This window comes from Microbacterium lacusdiani, from assembly GCF_054779895.1.
Map to the genome: position 1 here is coordinate 74,748 of NZ_BAAGXJ010000015.1, position 22,050 is coordinate 96,797.

General features: G+C 71.5%; 20 protein-coding genes. 15 read left to right on the forward strand and 5 right to left on the reverse strand.

Translation table 11 applies throughout. The features are described from left to right. Positions 1–37: 37 nt before the first annotated feature. The 7 genes from ACYVGN_RS09550 (at position 38) to ACYVGN_RS09580 (ending at position 7,690) form a co-directional block, all read left to right on the forward strand. Complete coding sequence (locus ACYVGN_RS09550; protein WP_460790378.1) at positions 38–1,990, forward strand: glycosyltransferase; 1,953 nt, start codon at positions 38–40, stop codon at positions 1,988–1,990. Then, positions 1,987–2,985 (forward strand): glycosyltransferase family 2 protein, encoded by a 999-nt coding sequence (locus tag ACYVGN_RS09555; protein ID WP_460790380.1) that lies wholly within the window; start codon positions 1,987–1,989, stop codon positions 2,983–2,985. The genes ACYVGN_RS09550 and ACYVGN_RS09555 overlap by 4 nt, the downstream gene beginning before the upstream one ends. Then, on the forward strand, positions 2,982–4,154 hold the full coding sequence (locus ACYVGN_RS09560) for an acyltransferase family protein (RefSeq protein WP_460790382.1): 1,173 nt from the start codon (positions 2,982–2,984) through the stop codon (positions 4,152–4,154). The genes ACYVGN_RS09555 and ACYVGN_RS09560 overlap by 4 nt, the downstream gene beginning before the upstream one ends. A 96-nt stretch (positions 4,155–4,250) precedes the next feature. Beyond that, on the forward strand, positions 4,251–5,816 hold the full coding sequence (locus tag ACYVGN_RS09565) for an NlpC/P60 family protein (protein ID WP_460790383.1): 1,566 nt from the start codon (positions 4,251–4,253) through the stop codon (positions 5,814–5,816). A gap of 749 nt (positions 5,817–6,565) precedes the next feature. After that, complete coding sequence (locus ACYVGN_RS09570; RefSeq protein WP_460790385.1) at positions 6,566–6,736, forward strand: hypothetical protein; 171 nt, start codon at positions 6,566–6,568, stop codon at positions 6,734–6,736. Positions 6,737–6,863: 127 nt separating this feature from the next. Continuing rightward, positions 6,864–7,382 (forward strand): hypothetical protein, encoded by a 519-nt coding sequence (locus ACYVGN_RS09575; RefSeq protein WP_460790387.1) that lies wholly within the window; start codon positions 6,864–6,866, stop codon positions 7,380–7,382. Next, a complete protein-coding gene (locus tag ACYVGN_RS09580; protein ID WP_460790389.1) occupies positions 7,379–7,690 on the forward strand; it encodes a hypothetical protein in 312 nt (103 codons plus the stop codon). Before ACYVGN_RS09575 ends, ACYVGN_RS09580 begins: the two co-directional genes overlap by 4 nt. A 60-nt stretch (positions 7,691–7,750) precedes the next feature. On the opposite strand, the gene ACYVGN_RS09585 is transcribed toward ACYVGN_RS09580, so the two are convergent. The 4 genes from ACYVGN_RS09585 to glf form a co-directional block, all read right to left on the reverse strand. Further along, on the reverse strand, positions 7,751–8,914 hold the full coding sequence (locus ACYVGN_RS09585) for a polysaccharide pyruvyl transferase family protein (RefSeq protein WP_460790391.1): 1,164 nt from the start codon (positions 8,912–8,914) through the stop codon (positions 7,751–7,753). A 140-nt stretch (positions 8,915–9,054) separates the two neighbouring features. Beyond that, a complete protein-coding gene (locus ACYVGN_RS09590; protein WP_460790393.1) occupies positions 9,055–9,813 on the reverse strand; it encodes an ABC transporter ATP-binding protein in 759 nt (252 codons plus the stop codon). Beyond that, positions 9,813–10,607, reverse strand: coding sequence for an ABC transporter permease (locus ACYVGN_RS09595; RefSeq protein ID WP_460790395.1), 795 nt, complete (start codon positions 10,605–10,607; stop codon positions 9,813–9,815). The genes ACYVGN_RS09590 and ACYVGN_RS09595 overlap by 1 nt, the downstream gene beginning before the upstream one ends. Before the next feature lie 20 nt (positions 10,608–10,627). After that, entirely contained in the window at positions 10,628–11,767 is a 1,140-nt protein-coding gene (gene glf, locus ACYVGN_RS09600) for a UDP-galactopyranose mutase (protein ID WP_055990270.1), read from the reverse strand. Positions 11,768–12,006: 239 nt separating this feature from the next. Between glf and ACYVGN_RS09605 the strand changes: the two genes are divergently transcribed. From ACYVGN_RS09605 to ACYVGN_RS09640, 8 genes are read left to right on the forward strand one after another with little or no spacing between them, the layout of a single operon-like run. Next, positions 12,007–13,053 (forward strand): glycosyltransferase family 2 protein, encoded by a 1,047-nt coding sequence (locus ACYVGN_RS09605; RefSeq protein WP_082543036.1) that lies wholly within the window; start codon positions 12,007–12,009, stop codon positions 13,051–13,053. Continuing rightward, positions 13,050–14,156 carry a glycosyltransferase gene (locus ACYVGN_RS09610; protein ID WP_460790397.1) on the forward strand — a complete coding sequence of 369 codons (1,107 nt, stop codon included), beginning with the start codon at positions 13,050–13,052 and terminating at the stop codon, positions 14,154–14,156. The genes ACYVGN_RS09605 and ACYVGN_RS09610 overlap by 4 nt, the downstream gene beginning before the upstream one ends. Beyond that, complete coding sequence (locus tag ACYVGN_RS09615) at positions 14,156–15,118, forward strand: lysylphosphatidylglycerol synthase domain-containing protein (RefSeq protein ID WP_460790399.1); 963 nt, start codon at positions 14,156–14,158, stop codon at positions 15,116–15,118. Before ACYVGN_RS09610 ends, ACYVGN_RS09615 begins: the two co-directional genes overlap by 1 nt. Continuing rightward, positions 15,115–16,503, forward strand: a complete 1,389-nt coding sequence (locus ACYVGN_RS09620) for a hypothetical protein (RefSeq protein ID WP_460790401.1) — start codon at positions 15,115–15,117, stop codon at positions 16,501–16,503. Before ACYVGN_RS09615 ends, ACYVGN_RS09620 begins: the two co-directional genes overlap by 4 nt. Then, the gene (locus ACYVGN_RS09625) at positions 16,500–17,009 is read left to right on the forward strand and encodes a GtrA family protein (RefSeq protein ID WP_055990283.1); all 510 of its coding nucleotides are present in this window, start codon (positions 16,500–16,502) and stop codon (positions 17,007–17,009) included. Before ACYVGN_RS09620 ends, ACYVGN_RS09625 begins: the two co-directional genes overlap by 4 nt. Beyond that, positions 17,006–17,839 (forward strand): glycosyltransferase family 2 protein, encoded by an 834-nt coding sequence (locus tag ACYVGN_RS09630; RefSeq protein WP_460790403.1) that lies wholly within the window; start codon positions 17,006–17,008, stop codon positions 17,837–17,839. The genes ACYVGN_RS09625 and ACYVGN_RS09630 overlap by 4 nt, the downstream gene beginning before the upstream one ends. After that, the gene (locus ACYVGN_RS09635) at positions 17,836–18,858 is read left to right on the forward strand and encodes a glycosyltransferase (protein WP_460790405.1); all 1,023 of its coding nucleotides are present in this window, start codon (positions 17,836–17,838) and stop codon (positions 18,856–18,858) included. The genes ACYVGN_RS09630 and ACYVGN_RS09635 overlap by 4 nt, the downstream gene beginning before the upstream one ends. Then, positions 18,855–19,796: an NAD-dependent epimerase/dehydratase family protein gene (locus tag ACYVGN_RS09640; protein ID WP_460790406.1), complete on the forward strand. Its 942-nt coding sequence runs from the start codon at positions 18,855–18,857 to the stop codon at positions 19,794–19,796. Before ACYVGN_RS09635 ends, ACYVGN_RS09640 begins: the two co-directional genes overlap by 4 nt. Here the strand turns inward: ACYVGN_RS09640 and ACYVGN_RS09645 are convergent. Beyond that, positions 19,738–21,987 carry a hypothetical protein gene (locus ACYVGN_RS09645; RefSeq protein ID WP_460790408.1) on the reverse strand — a complete coding sequence of 750 codons (2,250 nt, stop codon included), beginning with the start codon at positions 21,985–21,987 and terminating at the stop codon, positions 19,738–19,740. The two genes, ACYVGN_RS09640 and ACYVGN_RS09645, sit on opposite strands and share 59 nt — an antisense overlap. Positions 21,988–22,050 lie beyond the last annotated feature (63 nt).

Sequence of the window (22,050 nt, forward strand, 5' to 3'; positions counted from 1 at the left end):
CGCGGGCGGCCCCGCTGAAACCGTTCGGAGCCCGCCCTTGGTACACGTCCTCCAGAACGTGGTCTTCCCTCTCGACCGCGACCCCGATCTGCTGCCGCTCTACGCCGACCCCGACTCCTGGTCGGTGGTCAAGATCGAGGACGAGACCACGCCGCTGCGGGTGTCGGACAACGCGCGACTGAGCAACGTCCTCGGCCGCAACCGCGCGCGCGTCGTCGCCGGCCGGCGCGTCTCGTTCGGCGCGTACTTCAACGCCTTCCCCGCCGCCTACTGGCAGCACTGGACGCCGATCCGCGACGTCCGCCTGACCGTGCGCACGACGGGCGACGCGACCATCCTGGTGTTCCGCTCGAACGGCGCCGGCATCCGCCAGCGCCTCGAGACGCGCGACGTCACCGGATCGTCCGAGACCAGCTTCGACATCTCGCTGACGCAGTTCAGCGACGGCGGCTGGATCTGGTTCGACATCGCCACGGACTCCGAGGACGCGATCTTCGAGGGCGCCGAGTGGACCACCGAGCAGGACCCGGTGCGCACCGGCAAGGCCTCGCTCGGCATCACGACGTTCAACAAGCCCGACTACTGCGTCGAGACCCTGCGCGCGCTCACGGAGAGCCCCGAGGTGCTCGAGCTCGTCGACCGCGTCTTCCTGGTCGACCAGGGCACCCAGCGGGTGGACGCGCAGCCCGACTTCCCCGAGGTGGCCGACGCGCTGGGCGAGCAGCTCGAGGTCATCACGCAGCCCAACCTGGGCGGCTCCGGCGGCTTCGCGCGCGCCATGTCCGAGACGCTGAAGCGCCCCGACAGCGACTTCGTTCAGCTGCTCGACGACGACGTCCGCATCGAGCCCGAGTCGCTGCGCCGCTCGATCGTGTTCGGCCGCTACACCACCAAGCCGACGCTCGTCGGCGGCCACATGTTCGACCTGCTCGACCGCCCCAAGCTGCACGCGTGGGCCGAGGTCGTCGACGAGGACCAGTTCCTGTGGCGCAACCTGTTCGCGGGTGAGCTCATGCCGCACGACTTCGGCGTGACCAACCTGCGGCAGACGAAGCAGCTGCACATGCGCATGGACGCGGACTACAACGGCTGGTGGATGTGCCTCATCCCGACCGCCGCCATCCGCAAGGTCGGGCTGTCGCTGCCCGCATTCATCAAGTGGGACGACGCGGAGTTCTGCCTCCGCGCCGGCCGCTCCGGGTTCCCGACCGTCTCGATGCCGGGCATCGCGCTGTGGCACGTGTCGTGGGTCGGAAAGGACGACGCCATCGACTGGCAGGCGTACTTCCACGCCCGCAACCGCACGGTGGCGGCGCTGCTGCACTCCAAGAAGCCGCGCGGCGGCTCGTTCCTGGCGCACAGCCGCAACACCGACCTGAAGCACCTGCTGATGATGCAGTACTACCCGACGGCGCTGCGTCTGCAGGCGCTGCGCGACGTGCTGTCGGGCCCGCAGCACATGATCGGCAACATCGCGACGGCGATGCCGGCGGCCCGGAAGACCGCGCAGGACTTCCCCGAGACCGTCGTGCACAAGGAGACCGACCGCGTGCTCCGCTCGCGCAAGGGCCGCCCGATCTACCGCCGCGTGCGCCGCTTCGCGCTGCACTCGGCGCCGACCGGCGCCGCGCTGCGCGTCTTCACCCTCGTGCACCTCGCCGCGCACTGGTTCCACAAGCCGCAGACCAAGAACGTGCGGATGCCCGAGGTCGAGTTCGCGAAGGGCGACGCGAACTGGTGGCGCATCCCCTACTACGACAGCGCGCTCGTGAGCTCGGCCGACGGCGGCGGCAAGCAGATCTACACGCGCGACCGCGAGAGGTTCCGCTCGATGCTGCTCGAGTCGATCCGCCTGCACGCTCAGCTGTGGTGGCACTGGCCCAGGCTGACGCGGCAGTACCGCCGCCAGCTGAAGTCCCTCACCTCGCCCCAGACCTGGGACGGGATCTTCGCCGGCGCCCCCGCGAACGAGGTCGGGGCGGGCAAGTGAGCGAGCCGCTCGCCCCGGCTCCGGATGCCGCGCTGCCGGCGTCGTTCGATCCGGCGTCGGCGACGATCGTCGTCGTGACCTACAACCGGTCGACGCTCCTGAAGGCCCTGCTCGAGTCGATCGGGCGGATGGATCCGAAGCCGGGCCACGTCGTGGTCGTCGACAACGCGTCGTCCGACGACACGGGCGCGGTCGTCGAGTCGATGCGCGAGGCCGTGGGCGCCGAGGTCGTGTACCGCCGCCTCGACGAGAACACGGGCGGCTCGGGCGGCTTCAGCGAGGGCATGCGCGTGGCGTACGAGCTGGGATCCGAGTGGATCTGGCTCATGGACGACGACGTCGAGGTCCTCCCGGACGGCCTCGCCCGCATGGGCGTCTGGACGCCGCGGTTCCGCAGCATCCAGGGCCGCCGGTACGACTACGACGGCAGCGAGTTCTACTGGCAGTACCGGGTCTCGGTCGCGCTCGGCATCCCGATCCCGTTCGCGCCCGCGGGCTTCGACGCCTCGGGCTACCGGGAGATGAACTCGGGCTGCTTCGAGGGCATGTTCATCCACCGCGACGTCGTCGCGCGGATCGGCCTGCCCGACCCCCGCTTCTTCATCTACTGGGACGACACGATCTACGGCTGGCTCGCCTCGCGCGTGACGCGCTCGGCGATCGTCAACGAGTTCGTGCTCCGCCGCACGCGCGAGATCAAGCAGTGGGACATGGGCATCCGGCACTTCAATGCCTCGAGCGACATGTACCGCTACTACATCCTGCGCAACCGCGGCATCATGAAGCACTACTACGCGGCCCACGGCGCGTACCGCCCCGCGCTGTTCGCGATCGGGACGGCCGCGACCTTCGCCAAGGAGATCCTGCGGCTCGTGTTCGTCGAGCGGAAGATCACCAGGCAGGGCTGGACCAACCTGTGGCGCGGCGTGCGCGACGCGCGCGCGATCGCGCGCGACGAGTCGTGGCGCCCGATGCCCGCGCTGATCGAGGGATGACGCTCCCCCGCGACCGCATGACCTCCGCCTCGCCCACTCCCCCCGAGCGCCCGGTTATCCCGGTGCCCACGCGCCTGCCGGCGCTGGACGGGCTGCGCGGGCTCGCGGCGCTGCTGGTGATGGTGCACCACACCCTCCTCACGGTCCCGCTGTTCGCGGCGGCGTACTTCGACTCCACGTCCGAGGAGACGTGGAACGTCGGCAACCCCGCATGGTGGATCGCGCACACGCCCGTCCACGTGCTGTGGGACGGCAAGTTCGCGGTCATGATCTTCTTCATCCTGAGCGGATTCGTGCTGACGCTGCCGGTGCTGAAGGCGGGGATCGCGTTCCGCTGGGATGCGTACTTCCCGCAGCGCCTCGCGCGGCTGTACCTGCCGGTGTGGGGCGCGCTCGCGGTCGCGATCGCGGCCATCTTCCTCACGCCGCGCGGGCGGAACGACCAGACCGAGTGGCTGCGCCGCCGGGCCGATCCGGTGTCGTTCCAGGACGTGCTCAACAGCATCATGCAGATCTCCGCCGGCAACGAGATCCTCAGCCCGCTGTGGACCATCCGCTGGGAGATCCTCTTCTCGCTGCTGCTCGGCCTGTTCGTCTGGGTGGGCCTGCACGCCAACGGCCAGGCGGTCGTGGTCGGCTGCCTCGTCCTGATCGCGACCGGCGGCGCGTGGCAGGTCGACGCGCTCATGTACCTCCCCATGTTCCTGATCGGGGTCGTGCTCGCGGTGCACCGCGGCGCGCTGCACGCGCGCCTGGGCCACCTGCCCGCCCGGACGTGGGCCATCGGCCTGACGGCAGCCGTGCTGCTGGCGTCGTCCGTCTGGATGATGCCGCCCTGGGTGCCCGAGCGGGTGCACGACGGCTCCATCGCGCTCCAGGCGACCGGCGCGCTGATCGTGGTCGCGGCATGCGCGTTCGGGTTCCCGCACGCGCGGGTGCTGTGCTCGCGCCCCGTGCAGTGGCTCGCCACGGTCTCGTTCAGCCTCTATCTGGTGCACGAGACCGTCGTGGTCGCGACGGCCGACCTGGTGGGGCCGAGCGAGTCGTCCATCGTGCTCCCCGTCGCGATCGCGGCCTCGCTGGTCGCCGCGCAGCTGTTCTTCCTGGGCGTGGAGCGCCCCAGCCACCGCCTGTCGCGTCACATCTACAAGCGCGTCGTCAAGCACTGACCGCCCCCGCGCCGTCGCCCCATCACCCCGGCCGGGGGCAGGAGCACCCATGGCATGCCCTCGCGGGATCGCGGATCCCGGGGCACACTGGACGTCGTGGCCGATGACGCAGCGAGGATCCGACGACGTCTCCGATGCGCTTCCGCCCTGTCGGCGCTGGTGCTCCTGGCCGCGTCGCTGATCTCGGTGAACGCGCCGACGCCCGCGTACGCCCAGGGCGGCGAGATCGGCGGCAGCGGCACCCACTTCTACCTGAACGACGCCTGGAGCGGCGAGGCGAACCGGGTGCATCAGTTCGGCCTGCGGTACGACCGCGCCTACGTCGGCGACTGGAACCGGGACGGCTCCGACAGCCTCGCGGTGCGGCGCGGCAACGAGTACATCCTGTCGAACGACAACCGCACGGCGAGCACGCGCTTCCGCTACGGTCGCGCGGACGACGAGACCCTGGTCGGCGACTGGGACGGCGACGGAGTCGACACGCTCGCGGTCCGCCGCGGGCACATGTACTACTTCACGAACCGGCTGCAGGGCGGCGAGGCCGAGGCGGTGCTGGCCTACGGCCGCGCGGGCGACGAGGTCCTGGTGGGCGACTGGAACGCCGACGGGAAGGACACGCTGGCGGTGCGCCGCGAGCACCGGTTCTACTTCGCCGACGCCCTGCAGGGCGGCGAGGCCTCGCGGGTCGTCGCCTATGGCCGGGCGGACGACCTCGTGTACGTCGGGGACTGGGACGGCACCGGCACGGACACGCCGGCCGTGCGCCGCGGCGCGACGTACTACATCACGAACCGCTTCGAGCCGGGCGAGGCCGAGCGCGTGCTCACCTACGGCCGCGCCACCGACAGCACGGTCGTGGGCGACTGGAACGGGGATCGCCGCGACACGCTCGGCGTGCGGCGCGACATCCCCGTGTACCAGACGCCGGGAACGTACGCGAAGATCTCGTTCGCCGGTGTGCCCGCCCCGGCCGGGATGGGCTTCAACCTCGACTCGGGTCGCGAGGGCGCGAAGGTGAAGGTCATCGCCGACCGCTTCGGCCTGGCCCGCCCAACGCAGTGGGTCGACGCCACGATGATGTCGAAGGTCCGCGAGTGGCAGGCCGGCCACGGCCTGCGCCAGACGGGCGTCGTCGACCACGCGACGTGGGTGTCGATGGGCTACAGCTCCTCGTCCTGGTGGGACCTGGACGGGTACCGGGCGCCGCTGCGCGCCCGCACCGACATGTCGCGCGGGCAGCTGATCGAGGCGATGATCGCGACCGCGCTGACCTACCAGGGGTCGCGGTACGTGTGGGGCGGCGCGAATCATCCGAACGTCGGCGCGGACTGCATCGGGGTCGTGATGCAGGCGCTGTACTCGGTGGGCATCAACATCCACCCGAGCAACACCGTCACGCACACGCTGCCCGGCAACACGACTCCCCGAGAGCTCTATAACAGCGGCAAGTTCATGCACGTCCCCTACAGCCAGCGCCAGCGGGGCGACCTGATCTTCCAGGCCCACGACCCGCGCGACCGCAACAGCGTCCGCCACGTGCAGCTGTATCTCGGCAACGGCATGGTCATGGAGTCGGTGCACGTGGGCGGCATCGTCCGCGCGGAGAACACCACCTACCCGGCGAGCGCGAACATGCCGACGGTCATCCGCCCCCTCCCCTGACGCGGGACGCGGCGCGGCGCTGACGCCTCACACGCGCGACCAGGCGATATCGTTCGGAGCGACGGCGCCCGGTCCAGGGCCCCATGACCCCACCGGAGCGATCATGTCCCGTACCTCTCCCCGTCGCGCATGGCGCCTCGGCACCACGGCAGTCTCCGCCATGATCGCCGCGTCCGCTCTGGCTCCCTCTGCGGCGAGCGCACATGGCGGCGAGGTGGGGGGCACGGGTGGCGCAGTACTTCCTCAACGACGCGTGGACCGGGAAGGCCAACCACGAGTTCGTCTTCGGCCGCCAGCTGGATCGCGCCTATGCCGGCGACTGGAACGGCGACGGCCGCGACACCCTCGGCGTGCGGAGGGACCCCAATCCGCTGGGCACCGCGCGGGCCGCGAGGTGGGCGGCTGCGGAGTACGGGACGTTCACCGTCACGACCCACACGGGCTCCGGCGACGCCGTCATCCCGCTGCCCGCCGGAGCGCGCGGGCATCGTGGACGCGACCCACTCCGGCTCGGGGTACTTCAGCGCCAGGATGGCCGTCACGCACCAGGCCCTGTTCCTCGGGGACGACAACTTCACAGGCACCGCGGCATTCGGGCTCGACCCGCAGCAGCCGGCCGGCCCGCGCATCGAGATCAACGCGCGCGGATCGTGGACGATCCGGATCCAGCCGGTCAGTGCCGCAGCCCCGCTGCAGCCGAGCGGAGGAGCGCCCGGGGTCTTCCTTACGACGGCCCGGCTTCCACGGTCATGGTCGTGCACGGAGAGGACACGTGGTTCACGATCGACCAGCACGCGGGCGATCGGCATGCCTCGGTCGCGAACGTGCTGCATCCCGCGACGAGCGCGTCCACCCTGTTCGCGGGACCGTCGGTGGTCACGGTGGTCACGCGCGATCCCTGGGCGCTGTCGATCCCGTGACCTGAGGCGCGACACGCCGTGCGGTAGCTGATCGGATAGCGATATGTCCACGCGCGAGCGTGACTCGCATCAGCACTCCTCATGCGGTTTCGGGGAGTTCCGGCCCCTTCCCCGTGACGGAGTCGTCATGTCCCGCCTTGCCCCTGCCGCCGGTCTCGCGGCGCTCGCCACCGTGCTCCTCTGCCTGTCCGCCCCTCCCGCCCATGCCAAAGGCGGTGAAGTGGGCGGCGTCGGCAGCACGTACTACCTCAACGATTCCTGGACCGGACAGGCCAACCGCGTCGTCACCTTCGGCGAGCGGACGAACAAGGCCTATGTGGGCGACTGGAACGACGACGGGTACGACGACCTGGCCGTCCGCGACGGCAACTACTACCTCGTGACGATCGCAGGAGGCGAGCCGCCGGACGGCGGGTTCTCGTACGGTCGCGCGACGGATGTGACGCTCTTCGGCGACTGGGACGGGGATGGCATCGACACGCCCGCGGTGCGGCGCGGCCGAGACTACTTCTTCACCAATGGCTTCGGCGGCACCGCCGAGGTCGTGATCCGGTACGGCCGCCCCGACGACCAGGTGCTCGTCGGCGACTGGAACGCCGACGGCATCGACACACCGGCGGTCCGGCGCGGCGCGACCTACTCGTGACCGACCGGTTCGCGCCCGGTGACGCCGATCGCGTGCTCGTCTACGGCCGCACCACCGACAAGACGCTCGTCGGCGATTGGAACGGCGACGGCACCGACACGCTCGGCGTGCGACGCGACGACACGCCGGTGCTGTCGCCCGAGGGCGACGCCGAGTTCCGGGTGCTGCAGTGGAACGGCGAGGGATCCGAGCGCACGGCGACCCTCGTGGACACGACGGGCGCCTTCGAAGGAGACCTGAACTTCTCCGCCGGCCCTTCGGTGATCCGGGTGACCGCCACCGACCTCTGGGCGCTCACTCCGCGCTGACCTCGCTTCCGAGCCTGCGGCGTCCGGCCCCCTTCGGGCCGGGCGCCGCCGTCATATGACTCAGACCGGGTACAGCCGATCCGCCTGCGCGCGCTTGCGGGCCGCGAGCTGCTTGGCCTTCTCCGGGAACGCGGGGTCGATCGTGGCGTCCTGGGCGCGGACGGGCTCGCCCGCCTCGACCACGGTCCATCCGGTGCCGAGGTCCAGCAGGGACTGGTGCTTGACGTCGTAGTAGCCGCGCTTCCCCGCCACGACGAGACCCGCCGCGCCCGCAGCGGCCGCGAGCAGGTGGATGTGGAAGCGGGAGGTCAGCCAGCGCTGCCCGGCGCGGGCCGGGAGCCCGTCGGCCCACATCCCGCCGAACGTGTAGATGCGCGCGTCGGGCCGGGACAGGCCGCGGAAGTGCTGGTCGTCCGGCGGGTTCGATTCGGCGAAGCCCACGCTCGCCTCGGAGATGCCCGCGAGGAAGCCGTCGATGGTCGTGACGACCGCCTCGTCCTCCCACTGCCGCAGGTCGCCCTGCACCAGCACCATCCGGTCGGGGGTGGGCCGCCGGTCGTACAGCGCGCGCTTCAGCGTCAGGGCCAGGAAGGCGTCGTCGAGCCCGAGTTCGGCGCCGAGGGCGTCGGCCGTCGCCTCGTCGCGTGCCTCGACCGAGTCGAAGACCGCGAGGCGGTCGCGCAGCCACGCGGGCAGGTCGCCCTCGAGCGGCATCGCGTCCAGGCCGGTGGCGAAGGCCGGGATCCCGAACGCCTCCTTGACCGCCGCGATCGCGGTCACCAGCCCGAGGTTGTCGCGCCACATCGAGTTGACATATCCGCCGCCGACGAGATGGATCGACGCGACGCCGCGCAGCGCCTTGACCCCCGCGTCGAAGCGGGGCGAGCCGAGGTCGCGCACGATGCGGGCGATGCGGTCCGCGTCCGCGACCGGATCATGCGATTCGCTGCCCATCGCCAGCTCCCACACGGTGCTGGTGGTGCGCAGCGCGGGGTGCACGTTGCCGAACAGGTGCGACGCCCGGCCCGGGTGCGGGCAGTCGAGCCACACGGGCCGGCCGGGGTGGCGCTCGGCGAGGTGCTCCAGCCATGCGCGCGTGATCAGCTCGTCGCCGTAGTTGGGATGACCGGCGGTGGAGACGAGGTAGAACGGCGTGCTGACGGCGACGGGGCCGGTGGTCGGGTTCGCGGGCGCCTTCGCCCGCGGCGCACCGAAGAGCTTCATTGTCCGGTGGACTCCAGGATGAGATGACGTGTTCGGGACGGGGCGCACATCGGGAATGCACGCCCAGACACGCTCCCAGACAACATACAGGTCCGACGCGCACCGCGACAGACCGGCTCGCCTCGCGACGGCCTGGCCGATCAGGCCTCGGGGTTGTCCGCGTTGTACTGGTCGATGACCTCGCCGATCGGGGCGTCGAGGACGAGCGAGTGATCGCGGATGTAGAGGCCGCGCGTGCAGAAGCGGCGCAGGTCCTTCTCGTTGTGGCTCACGAAGAACAGCGTTCGACCCTCGTCGAGCAGCTCGTCGATCCGGCGATAGCACTTCGCGCGGAAGGCCTTGTCCCCCACCGCGAGCACCTCGTCGACCAGCAGGATCGGCTCGTCCAGCTGCGACACGACCGAGAACGCGAGCCGCACCTTCATGCCGTTGGAGAGGTGCTTGTACGGGGTCTCCTGCGCGTCCTCGAGCTCGGCGAACGCGATGATGTCGTCGTAGCGCCGGGCGATCTCGGCCTTCGCCATGCCGTGCAACCCCGCCGTCAGGCGCACGTTCTCGCGCACCGTGAGGTCGCCCACGAACCCGCCCGTGATCTCGATCAGCGGCGCGACGCCGCCGTTCACGGTAACCGTGCCCTCGTCCGGCAGCAGCACGCCCGCGACGAGCTTCAGCAGCGTCGACTTGCCCTGGCCGTTGCGTCCCACCACGCCGATGGACTCCCCCGGGCGCACCGTGAACGAGACGTTCCGCAGGGCCCAGAACTCCCCCGGCCGACTGCGGCGGGACGCGTCGGCGAACATGTCCTTGATGCTGCGGCGCCCGCGACGGTTGCGGCGGAAGCGCACGCCCAGGCCGGCGACCTCGATCGCGTGCTCGGGTGCGGATGCCTGCGACGTCATCACAGCTCCTTCAGCAGCGGGCGCTCGAGGCGGCGGAACGCGAGGATGCCGACGCCGAGGAACAGCAGGCACATCACGGCGGACATCGCGACCGCGAAGGGGTCCCACAGTTCCGGGAAGAAGCCCACCCGGTAGAGGGTGAAGATGCCCGCGAGCGGGTTGAACGCCATCACGGCGGGCAGCGACCCCGGCAGGTCATGGATCGCGTAGATGATCGGCGACGCGTAGAACAGCACGCGCAGGATGAGCCGGGTCGTGCGCTCCAGGTCGGTGAACAGCACGCACAGCGGAGCGACGAGCAGGCCGAGGCCCACCAGCAGGACCGCCTGCAGAACGACGCCCAGGGGGAACAGCAGGATGCCCCAGCCGACCTCGGCGCCCGAGAACACGGCGAACAGCGCGAGCACGGGCAGCGCGAACAGGAACTCGAAGCCCTTGCTGAGCACGATCCGGTTCACCCAGATCGAGCGCGGTATCGCGGTCGACCGGACGAGCTTGGCGTCCTTGTTGAACGCCCGCGTGAAGTCGGTGACGGCGGCGTTGAACCACACCCACGACAGCAGCGCCGTGATCAGGAACACGATGTACGGCTCGACTCCGACGGTGCGCTGGAACACCATCGTGAACACGAACCAGTAGATCGCGCTCATCACGAGCGGATCCAGCACCGACCAAAGGTAGCCCAGCCAGCTCGTGGCGTAACGGACCTTCAGGTCGCGCGCCGACAGCAGCCAGAGGGCGTGCAGGTACCGCCGGGGTGTCCCGGGGGCGCCGACGGCGTGGCTGCTGGACACGGGGATGGTCCGCGCTCGGGTCAGGCGTTCAGTGTGTTGTTCCACATCGACAGCGCCGACCCGATGGCCATGTGCATGTCGAGGTACTGGTACGTGCCGAGGCGGCCGCCGAAGTGCACGTCCTTCTCGCCCTTCGCGAGCTCGCGGTAGGCCAGCAGGCCCGCGCGGTCGTCGGCGGTGTTGACCGGATAGTACGGCTCGTCCTCGCGCGTCGCGAAGCGCGAGAACTCGCGCATGATGACGGTCTTGTCGTCCGGGTAGACGTCCTTGCGCTCCGGGTGGAAGTGCTTGAACTCATGGATGCGCGTGTACGGCACGTCCGCGTCCGGGTAATTCATGACCGAGGTGCCCTGGAAGTCGCCGACGTTCAGGACCTCCTCCTCGAAGTCGAGCGTGCGCCACGCGAGCTCGCCCTCGGCGTAGTCGAAGTAGCGGTCGACCGGGCCGGTGTAGACGATCGGCACCTGGCCGACGAGCGCCTTCTTGTTGAGGGGCTGCGACTCGTCGAAGAAGTCGACGTTCAGCTTCACCTCGATGTTGGGGTGGTCCGCCATCCGCTCGAGCCACGCGGTGTAGCCGTCGGTCGGCAGGCCCTCCCACGTGTCGTTGAAGTAGCGGTTGTCGTAGTTGTAGCGCACGGGCAGGCGGCTGATGATGTCGCCCGACAGCTTCTCGGGCGAGGTCTGCCACTGCTTGGCCGTGTAGTGGGCGAAGAACGCCTCGAACAGCGGGCGGCCCACGAGGGCGATGCCCTTCTCCTCGAAGTTCGCCGCGGTCTTGACGTCGAACTCGCCGGCCTGCTCCTTGACCAGGGCGCGCGCCTCGTCGGGCGTGTACGCGGCCTGGAAGAACTGGTTGATGGTGTGCAGGTTCACCGGCAGCGCGTAGACCTGGCCCTTGTGGGTCGAGTACACGCGGTGCACGTAGTTCGTGAATGTCGTGAAGCGGTTGACGTACTCCCACACGGCCGGGTTCGACGTGTGGAACAGGTGGGCGCCGTAACGGTGCACCTCGATGCCGGTCGTGGGCTCGTTCTCGCTGTACGCGTTGCCGCCGATGTGGTGACGGCGGTCGATCACGGTCACCTTGCGGCCCGCGTTGGCCGCGCGCTCCGCGATGGTGAGTCCGAAGAAGCCGGAGCCGACGACAAGCAGATCCATACGAGTGAGTGCCTTCTGTAGGGAACAGGTCAGCCGCGACCCCGGGGTCGGCGACGCCCCATCCTAACGGGGCGAGCCTCCCAGCCCGCCGAGCGCGCGGGCGTGACTCTCAGACTGGCTGGATCGCGCTTGGTAGACTCGCTCGCCGGGTCACGGCCCGCCTTCGTGCGCGATCGTGCCGCAGCTGCGCACGCAGGAGAACAGATGCGCCGTCCCCGACAGACTTTCTCAGGAGCAGCATGAAACTCGTCATCCAGATCCCGTGCCTGAATGAGGAGGAGACCCTCCCGCTCGTCCTGGAGACGATGCCGAAGGAGATCCCCGGCATCGACGAGATCGAGCTGCTCGTGATCGACGACGGCTCCACCGACCGCACGGTCGAGGTGGCGAAGTCGTACGGCGTGCGCCACTTCGTGCACCACACGCGCAACATGGGCCTCGCCCGCTCGTTCCGCGACGGCGTCGAGTACGCGCTGGGCGTCATGGGCGCCGACATCGTCGTGAACACCGACGGCGACAACCAGTACCCGCAGCAGATGATCGGCGACCTCGTGCAGCCGCTGCTGCGCGGCGAGGCCGACATCGCGATCGGCGACCGCCAGACCGCGACCATCGCGCACTTCTCGCCCTTCAAGAAGGTCATGCAGCGCGTCGGCAGCGAGGTCGTCAACTTCGCCGCCGGCACCGAGCTGCCCGACGCGGCGAGCGGGTTCCGGGCCTACTCGCGCAAGGCGCTCATCCGCCTGAACATCGTCACGCAGTTCTCGTACTGCATGGAGACGATCATCCAGGCCGGCAACAAGCGCCTGAAGATCGCGAGCGTGCCGATCACGACCAACCCGAAGACCCGCGAGTCGCGCCTGTTCAAGAACATCTTCCAGCACATGGCGAAGTCGGGACAGGCGATCATGCGCAGCTACATCATGTTCAAGCCGCACACGATCTTCACGACCCTCGGCGTGCTGCTCCTGGTCGTCGGCCTGATCCCGTTCCTGCGCTTCCTGATCCTGAACTGGATGGGAACCGCGGGCGACCACATCCAGTCGCTCATCCTCGGCTCGTCGCTGCTGGTCGGCTCGCTGCTGTCGTTCGCGCTGCTGATCATCTCCGACCTGCTGCGGACGAACCGCGTGCTGCTCGAGGACACCCTGCAGCGCCTGAAGGAGATCCAGTACGGCGAGGATGCGCGCCCGGCCGACGTGCGGCACGTGACGCTGCCGGGGCCGGCCGGCTCGGTGGTGGATGCGCCCACGGAGGACGCGGGATCGGCCCGGACGACGTCGTGATCGTCTCGTTCGGCACGTACGACGCGGTCAAGCACCCGCGCGTCGGCATCATCGTCGACGGCCTGCGGGAGCGCGGACTCGAGGTGCGGGAGCTGAACCGCCCGCTGGGCTTCAGCACGGCCGAGCGCGTGCGCATGCTGAAGCAGCCGTGGCGGCTTCCCGCGTTCGCGTGGCGCCTGCTGACGTGCTGGATCGCGCTCGCCCGGGACGCCCGCGCGATGCGCCGCGCCGGCATCGTTCCCGAGGCCGTGCTCGTGGGCTACATGGGGCACTTCGACGTGCTCCTCGCCCGCCGCCTGTTCCGCCGGTCCACCATCGTCCTGGACCACCTGATCTTCGCGGGCGACACCGCGCAGGACCGCGGTGCCGAGGGCCTGCGCGTCCGCCTGCTGCGGGAGCTCGACCACCGCGCGCTGGCGGCCGCGGACATCGTGCTCGTCGACACGGTCGAGCACCTCGAGATGCTGCCCGATCGCTCCAAGGGCGTGCACGTGCCCGTCGGCGCGCGCGCCGAGTGGTTCGACGCCCGCCCGGCGACGGATGCCCCCGCCGACGGCCCGCTGTCGCTCGTCTTCTTCGGCCTGTTCACCCCGCTCCAGGGCGCGCCGACGATCGCCGAGGCTCTGCGCCGCGCACACCAGGCCGGAGCCGAGTTCACCGCCACGATCGTGGGCACGGGCCAGGACTACGACGCCGCACGCGCGGCGGCGGGCGACCTGCCTGGCGTCACGTGGCTGGACTGGGTCGACGCGCACGAGCTGCCCGCGCTGGTCGCGCGGCACGACGTCTGCCTCGGCGTCTTCGGGACCTCCGGCAAGGCCCGCCGCGTGGTCCCGAACAAGGTCTACGAGGGCGCCGCGGCCGGCTGCGCGATCATCACGGGCGACACCGCGCCCCAGCGCGCCGCCTTCGGCGACGCCGCGCTCTACGCCGCGCCGGGCGACGCCGCCGCTCTGGCCGACGTGATCGCGGAGCTCGCGGGCTCGCGCGACCGCGTGACCGCCGCGCGCGCCGCCGCGGCCGCGGCCGCCGAGTCGTTCCGCGCGGTCGACGTCGTCGCGCCGCTCGTGGACCGGCTCGCGACGCGCGGCGGATCCGCCTGATGAAGCGCGTCCTCGGCGTCCTGCGCTCCCCCGCCGTCAAGTGGGCGTTCCTCGCGGTCGCGCTCGGCTTCGCGGCGTGGTTCGTCGCGAGCCGCTGGGAGGAGATCGCCGCCGCGCTGGCCCGTCTGCCCTGGTGGGCGCTCATCGTCGCCCTGCTCGCGAGCGCCGTGTACGTGGGGCTGACCCTAGAGGCCTGGCGCGGCATCGTGCGCGACCTCGGGCACCCGCTGGCCGTGCGCCCCGCCGTGGCCCTGTTCGGCGTCAGCCAGCTCGGCAAGTACATCCCCGGCGGCGTGTGGAACATCGCCGCCGCCGCGGATCTGGGGCGCGCCCACGGCATCCCCGCCCGGCACTCGGTCGCCGCGATGACGATCGCGCTGCTGATCTCCCTGGTCTCGGGCGTCGGCGTCGGCGCGCTCGGGTTCGCGGTCGCACCCACGCCCGCGCTCGCCGACTGGGCGTGGCTGATGTGGTTCGGCGTGCCGCTGCTCGTCCTGCTGATCCCACCCGTCCTCAATCGGCTCATCGCGCTCGCGTGGCGCATCCTGCGCCTGGAGCCGCTCGACACCGCGGGCGGTTCGCTGTCCACGCGCGGCGTCGCGGTCGCCACGGCCTGGTCGCTGCTCGCGTGGATCGTGGCCGGCGTCGCGGTCGCGGCGCTCGCGATCGGCCTCGGCGCCCCGGCCACGTGGCACACGGTCGTCCAGTGCATCGGCGGCTACGCGCTCGCGTGGGTGATCGGATTCCTGTTCGTGATCGCGCCCGCGGGCGCGGGCGTGCGGGAGCTCGTGCTCGCCGCCGCCCTCGCCGGCACGCTCGCCTCGGCCGAGATCGTCACGCTCGTGCTGCTGAGCCGGGTCCTGCTCACGGCCGTCGACCTCGGCTTCGCGGCCGTCGGCGGCGTCGAGACCCGGCTCGCCCGGCGACGCCTCGGCCGCACCGGATCGGCGGAGCCGGCATGAGCGCCCGCGTGACCCGCATCCGGGCGGTCCTGGAGCACGTCGCGCTGGTCCTCCTCGGGATCGGCGGGCCGTTCGCCTACGCCATGGCCTCGCCCATCTACTCCAGCGGCGATGAGGCCGCGCATGTCGACTACGCCTTCCAGCTGTGGCACGGCGAGCTGCCCGTGTTCGAGGAGGGGCTCGAGCTCGGCAACACGGTCGGAGTGCACCCGCCGGTTCAGTGGACCGCCCACCACCCGCCCCTGCTGTACCTCCTGCTCGCCCCGTTCGTCGGTCCGCTGGCCGACGCCGGGAACATCGAGGGCGCGGGCATGGCGGGCCGGATGGTGATGGTCGCTCTCTCGATCGCCCTCCTCTACGCGATCCGCGGCATCGCCCGCCTGCTGCTCCCCACCGTCGCAGGCATCGGCCTCGCGTCGGCGCTGATCGTCGGACTCTCGGTCTGGTTCGTGCGCCTGGGCGGCTCTGTCTACACCGACACGCTCGCCGCCCTCGTCAGCGCGCTCGCGTTCTATGCCCTGCTGCGCCTGGCCAGGGGCCGCACCCCGGTCCGGGACATCGTGCTGTTCGCCGTCGCCTGCGCGGGATGCGCGCTGACCCGCTTCTCGCTTCTGCCCGTGGCGGTGCTGTTCGCGGTCGCGGTCATCGTGATCGGTCACCTCCCCGGCCCCCTCCGCGCCCGGCACGCGTGGACCGCCGCGGTCGCGGCCGGGGTCACGGTCGTGGCATCGTCCCTGTGGTTCTATCTGCGCAACATCGCGCTCACCGGCAACGCGAGCGGCGGCCACCCGGACTGGGCGGCCGAGCACACGCGACGCGTCGCCCGGCCCGTGCTCGAGGTCACGCGCGACCCCGCGTTCTGGACGCGCATGACCGAGCAGTTCTCGACCGGGACGTACCCGCCGCTCCCCCGCGCGCTCGAGACCCCGCTGCCGTGGACGCTGCTGCTGTTCGCGCTGCCGCTCCTGATCGGGCTCGTAGCGCACGTGGCCGACGTCCTCCGCGAGCGCCGCGAACGCGCCGTGCGCCTGGTGATCCTCGCGACCGCCCTGTGCGCGTGCGGCGGCATCGCGATCATGCAGATCATGCATCACGCCGGCGGCGGCAGCGCGTTCGCGCGGTACTTCTTCGCGATGCTGCCGTTCCTGGCGCCGTTCCTGGCGCTCCCCCTGCTGTGGGCGCGCGCCCTGCCCCTGGCCGCGTGGACGGCGGTCCGCACGACGCTGCTGGGCCTCGAGATCGCGGCCACGCTGGCGCGCGAGCTGTCCGGTCCGCAGGCCGCCTTCTACCCGACGCCCACCTGGATCGGCTTCGGCGTCGCCCTGGCCGGCGCGTCGATCGCGCTCGGCGTCCTCGTCGGCGCACCGCGGCGGACGACGCCGTGACCGCCCCCGATCAGGCGGGCGACGCGCCGGAGCTGCCCGGCGGCGCCGAGCAGGCGATCGGCGGCGGCTCGGCACCCGACGGCCCGCTGCTGCGGCTCATCAAGGACCGTCGCGTGGCGTTCCTGCTCGTCGGCGCGATCAACACCGGCGTCGGCTTCGTCTGGTTCATCCTGTTCTCGCTGCTCGCGGCCGCCGTGTGGCCGGACGCGCCCTGGCGCATCTTCGTGATCATCACGTGCGCACACCTGGCCAGCACCATCTCCGCCTTCGTGCTCTACCGGAGGCTCGTGTTCCGCGTCACGGGGCACCTGTGGCTGGACTTCTGGCGATTCCAGCTGGTGTACCTGACCTCGTTCCTGCTCAACCAGCTCGTCGTCCCGCCCCTGACGATCCTGCTGGGCATGAACGAGATCGTCGCGCAGTTCCTGTTCACGTTCGTGATCGCGGTGATCAGCTACGTCGGCCACAGCCGGTTCTCATTCCACCGCAGGAAGGAGGAGCGATGAGCGCCGGCATCCGCCTCAGCGTCGTCGTGCCCGCCTACGACAACGGCCGCACGCTGGACGAGACGCTCCGCTCGATCCTCGACCAGGAGGTCGAGGGCCTCGAGCTGATCGTGGCCGACCACGCGTCCTCCGACGACACCCTCGACGTCATGCGGCGGTTCGCGGACGATCCGCGCGTCGCGCTGCTCGAGACCGAGGCGGGCGGCGGCGCGGGTCGCAACTGGAACCGCGTGACCGAGGCGGCGCGCGGCGAGCTCATCAAGCTCGTCTGCGGCGACGACGTGCTGCGCCCCGGCGTGCTGGCGCGCCAGGCGGCGCTGCTCGAGACCACCGGCGCGGTGATGACCGCGTGCCGCCGCGATCTCATCGACATGAACGGCGACGTGCTGCTGGCCGGCTGGGGACTGCGGGGCCTGGACCGGCGCATGCCCGGCGCCGAGGCGGTGCGCCGGGCCGTGCGCGCGGGCTCCAACCTCTTCGGAGAGCCCGCCTCGGTCATGATGCGCCGCGACGTGCTGGCCCGCACGGGCGGCTGGTTCGACCGGTTCTCGTACCTGATCGACCAGGCGACGTACACGCGCGTCCTGCTGGAGGGCGACTTCGTCCCCGACCCCGAGGTGGGGGCCACGTTCCGGATGAGCGACTCCCAGTGGAGCGTCGCCCTCGCCTCCCGCCAGTCGGCCGAGGCGCGCGAGTTCCACGCGTGGGTGCGCGAGGCGCATCCGGATGTCCTCTCGGGCCTCGACCGCCGCATCGGGGACGCCCGGGCCGCGCTCATGGCCCGCGCCCGGAGGCTCTCGTATCGTGTGCTGAAGAGGAGGATGCGATGACCGAGCCGTACGTGCACCGCATCAGCGTCGTGATCCCCGTCTACCAGGGCGAGCGCACCCTGCCCGGCGTCGTCGGGGAGCTGCGTCCCCTCACCCAGGGGTTCCGCACGCCGGGCGGCCGCCTCGCGCGCGTCGAGGAGGTGCTCCTGGCGCACGACCGGGGCCCCGACCGCTCCGACGCCGTGATCCGCGAGCTCGCGAGCGGCGACGAGTGGATCACCCCCGTGTGGCTGAGCCGCAACTTCGGCCAGCACGCCGCGACGCTCGCCGGGATGGCGGCCTCGGGCGGCGAGTGGATCATCACGATGGACGAGGACGGGCAGCACGACCCCGCCGACATCGGCGTGCTGCTCGACGCGGCGCTCGACGAGCAGGCGGACCTCGTCTACGGAGCGCCGGTCAACCGGCCCCCGCACGGGCTGATGCGCAACACCGCCTCGCGCGCGTCGAAGCGCGTCCTGCAGACCGTGTTCGGCGGCGGCAACGCGGCCGAGTTCAACAGCTTCCGGCTGGTGCTCGGCGAGATCGGCCGCAGCGTGGCCGCGTACGCGGGCACCGGCGTGTACCTGGATGTCGCCCTCGGCTGGATCGCCGCCCGCACCGCCACGGCCCCCGTGACGCTGCGCGAGGAGGGCGACCGCCGCTCGGGCTACTCGTACCGGCGCCTGTTCGGGCACTTCCTGCGCATGGTCCTCACCTCGGGCACGCGCGGGCTGCGCATCGTCACGCTGACGGGCACCTCGGTGTTCGTCGCGGGCCTCCTGTTCGCGCTGTACCTCGTGATCGCCCGGCTCGCCGGCGTGGTGAACGAGCCCGGCTGGACCTCGCTCATGGTCGTGCTGCTGCTCGGCATCGGGGTGATCCTCGTGGCGCTCGGCATCATCGCCGAGTACCTCGGGGTCGCCGTGAGCACGGCGCTCGGCAAGCCGTCGTACCTGATCGTGCGCGACCCGGCCCTCGGCCCGCTCGCGCACACCGAGCGGGCCGCGCACGAGGGATCGACGGCCCGGACGTCGTGACGATCCGCCGCTGGATCATCGGCCGGGGGCTGCTCGGCAGGGCGGTCGCGCGCGCGAGGTCCGACGCGCCCTTCGCCGTCGACGTACCCGACTGGGACGACGGCGCCGACACGAGCGCGGTGCTCGCGGACGCGCTGCGGCGCTTCGTCGAGGCGGCTGGGACGCACGAGCGGCTCGAGATCTCGTGGACGGCCGGCCGCGCGGTCACGTCGACGCCGCCCGAGCACGTCCAGGCCGAGGTGGACGTGTTCCGCCGGTTCGTCGCCGAACTCGCCGCTCTCCCGCCCGCGGCGCGGGCCCGGCTGACGGTCGTGCTCGCCTCGTCCGTCGGCGGCGCCTACGCGGGCTCGTCGGGCGCGCCCTTCACCGAGACCACCCCGGTCGCGCCCGCCTCACCCTACGGCGAGGGCAAGCTCGCCATGGAGGCGGCGCTCACGGCGGCGACCGCGTCGGGCGGATGGACGGCGCTCGTCGCCCGCGTCACGAACCTGTACGGCCCGGGCCAGGATCTCGCCAAGGCGCAGGGCCTGATCTCGATCCTCACCCGGGCGCACGTCGCCGGGGTTCCGGCATCGATCTACGTGCCGCTCGACACGCTCCGCGACTACGTCTACGAGGACGACGCGGCGCAGATCCTCTCGAGCGCCGCGCTGCGCGCCGCGGCGACGGCGCCGGGCACCACCACCGTGAAGATCGTCGGCAGCGGCCGCGCCGTGTCGATCGGCGCCCTGATCGGGGAGCTCCAGCGGCTGAACCGCCGCCGCGGCTTCATCGTGCTGGGCGGCGGCGATCCGCGGGGTCAGGCCCTCGACCTGCGCGTGCGCTCGCGGGTGTGGCCCGACCTGGACGGTCTGGCCCGCACTCCCCTCCCCGAGGGGCTCAGCCGCGTGTACGCGTCGCAGCTGGCGACGTGGGCGCGGCGCCCCGTGGCCGGCTGAGGCCCTGCGGGCGCAGGCGACGCGCCACGAGCCATCCGGCGGCGGTCAGCACGCCGAGCAGCGCGGCTCCCGCCAGCAGCGGCAGTCCCGGCGGCAGGAAGCGGACCGTGACCACGTCGCCGGGCGCGGCGCCCGAGACGTCGACCGTGAGCAGCCAGTCGCGCACCGGCTCGGCCTTCGCCGCGCCGTCGACGGCGTAGCCGGGGTAGTCGAGTCGGCTGAGCACCACCCGGCCGTCCGATCCCACCGAGTCGACCCGGAAGCTCACGGACGTGTCGGTCGCCTCGAGCTCGGAGACCTCGGTGCCCTCGCCCGACCACACGACGCCTCCGGCTGCCGGGAGCACCTCGTCCCGCCGGAAGAGCCACGTGTGCTCCCCCGCCTCGGCGAGGTGCCAGCCGGCCGGGGGCTCGGGCTGATCCCGGTAGGTCGCGCGCATCGCGATGACGGTGCTGACGCCCATCAGGTCGCTGACGCGCTCGCCCGTCGACTCGTCGACGCTCCACAGCGTCGTCAGGCCGTCGCCGCACGTCTCGCCGCGCAGGTCCATGCAGAAGTCCTGCACGAACTCCGAGTACGGCAGCACCGTGTAGAGGTTCGAGACGTCGGTGTCGCTCAGGTACCAGAGGTTGGCGAGAAGGCGCTCGCGCCAGGAGGCCGGATCGCCCGCCCCCGCGCTCGCGCGGCCCACGACCATGGCGTCGCCGTACGACTCGCCGTCGGCCTCGCTCAGCACCTGCCGCATCTCGCCCACCGTCGGCACGGCGCCGCCGGGAAGCGGGGTCGCCGGCATCGCGACGATCTGCAGCGCGACGGTGACCGCCGTCACGCCGAGCGCACCGGCGACGAGCGCGAAGCGCCGCGCGTCCTCGCGCCAGGGCCGGGTCGCCACGCGGCGGATCGCCCACAGCAGCGCGAGCTGCGCGACCGCCGTGGCGACGATGCCGCGCCAGTCCAGCGGCACGTTCCCGAGGTTCACGAGCGCGAGCACCGCGATCAGCGCGACGGTCCAGCGCATCCGGCGCGCAGAGAGCTCGCCCCACTTCGTGCGGGTGGCGGCGACGGCGAGCAGCACCAGCAGGGCGAGCGCCAGGTAGGGGATGAACCGCAGCGGCCAGCGGATGGGCCCCATGTGGCTCGGCGCCAGCACGGCCACGAGCGCCGCTGAGCCGATCGCGAGCAGCGGGACGCAGCGACGCAGGGCGGCACGCGACATCGGCAGCACCAGCAGGGCGAACGGCAGCAGCCAGGCGATGTACACGAGGGGCGCGTCCGTGACCTCGCCCGTCCACAGCATGACGCCCTTCTCCAGCACGCCCTCGGGTGCGCGCACCTCGCCGTCCCAGGTCCGGATCGTGCCGGTGAAGGTGGGGCCGGCGGCACCGGCGAGATCCGTCAGATCGGCGTTCAGGAAGAACCAGTTGCGCACGACGAACGAGCCGCGGTCGGTCACGGGGGCGGTGAGGATCCCCGGCAGGTACACCACGACGGTCCAGGCGGCGCCCCACACCGACGCCAGCAGGCTCCGGACGATCCGCCCGCGGTCGCGCATCCACGCGGCGCGCACGAGCGACTCGACCAGCACGCCCACGAGCACGATCACGCCGAAGATGTACCCGAATGTGATGAGGACGTAGCTCGCGACCAGGTACGGGATGGGCGACCGCGACGCCTCCACCGCGCGCCGCAGGGCCCACCACACCCACGGCAGCAGCGCGGAGTTGAACAGGCCGGTCGACCAGGAGGCGGCGTCCATGTAGACCGTGAAGCCGCACAGCGGCACGAGCACGGCGGCGAGCGCCGCCCACGGCCGCGCGGCGGTGAAGGAGCGCGCGAGCAGGTAGACGCCCACGGTCATCAGCACCAGGAACGCGATCTTGACGACGGTCGCGAACACAACCGGGTCCTCGCAGGCCCGCGCGCCCAGCGCGATCAGCCAGTTGAGCGGGTTCAGCAGCGCCCACTGCCCCTCCGCCAGGTAGTTGCCCGCCTGCCACGCCGACGGCTCGAGGAGCGGGAGGCGCCCCTGCCGCAGCAGGTCGCCGAGCTGCCACCACTGGCCGAAGGATCCGAGCTGCGTGTCGTCGGCGAAGTAGAAGCGCGGATTCCCGGCGAGGCGCGCGAGCGCGAACACCAGCGTGGCGGCCGCCGCAGCGATCGGCCAGCCGATCCTGCGGACACGTCTGCTCACGGAACCCGATGCTAACAACCGCGCCTCCCAGGGATGCGGACAAGCGCATATGACACGATGGTC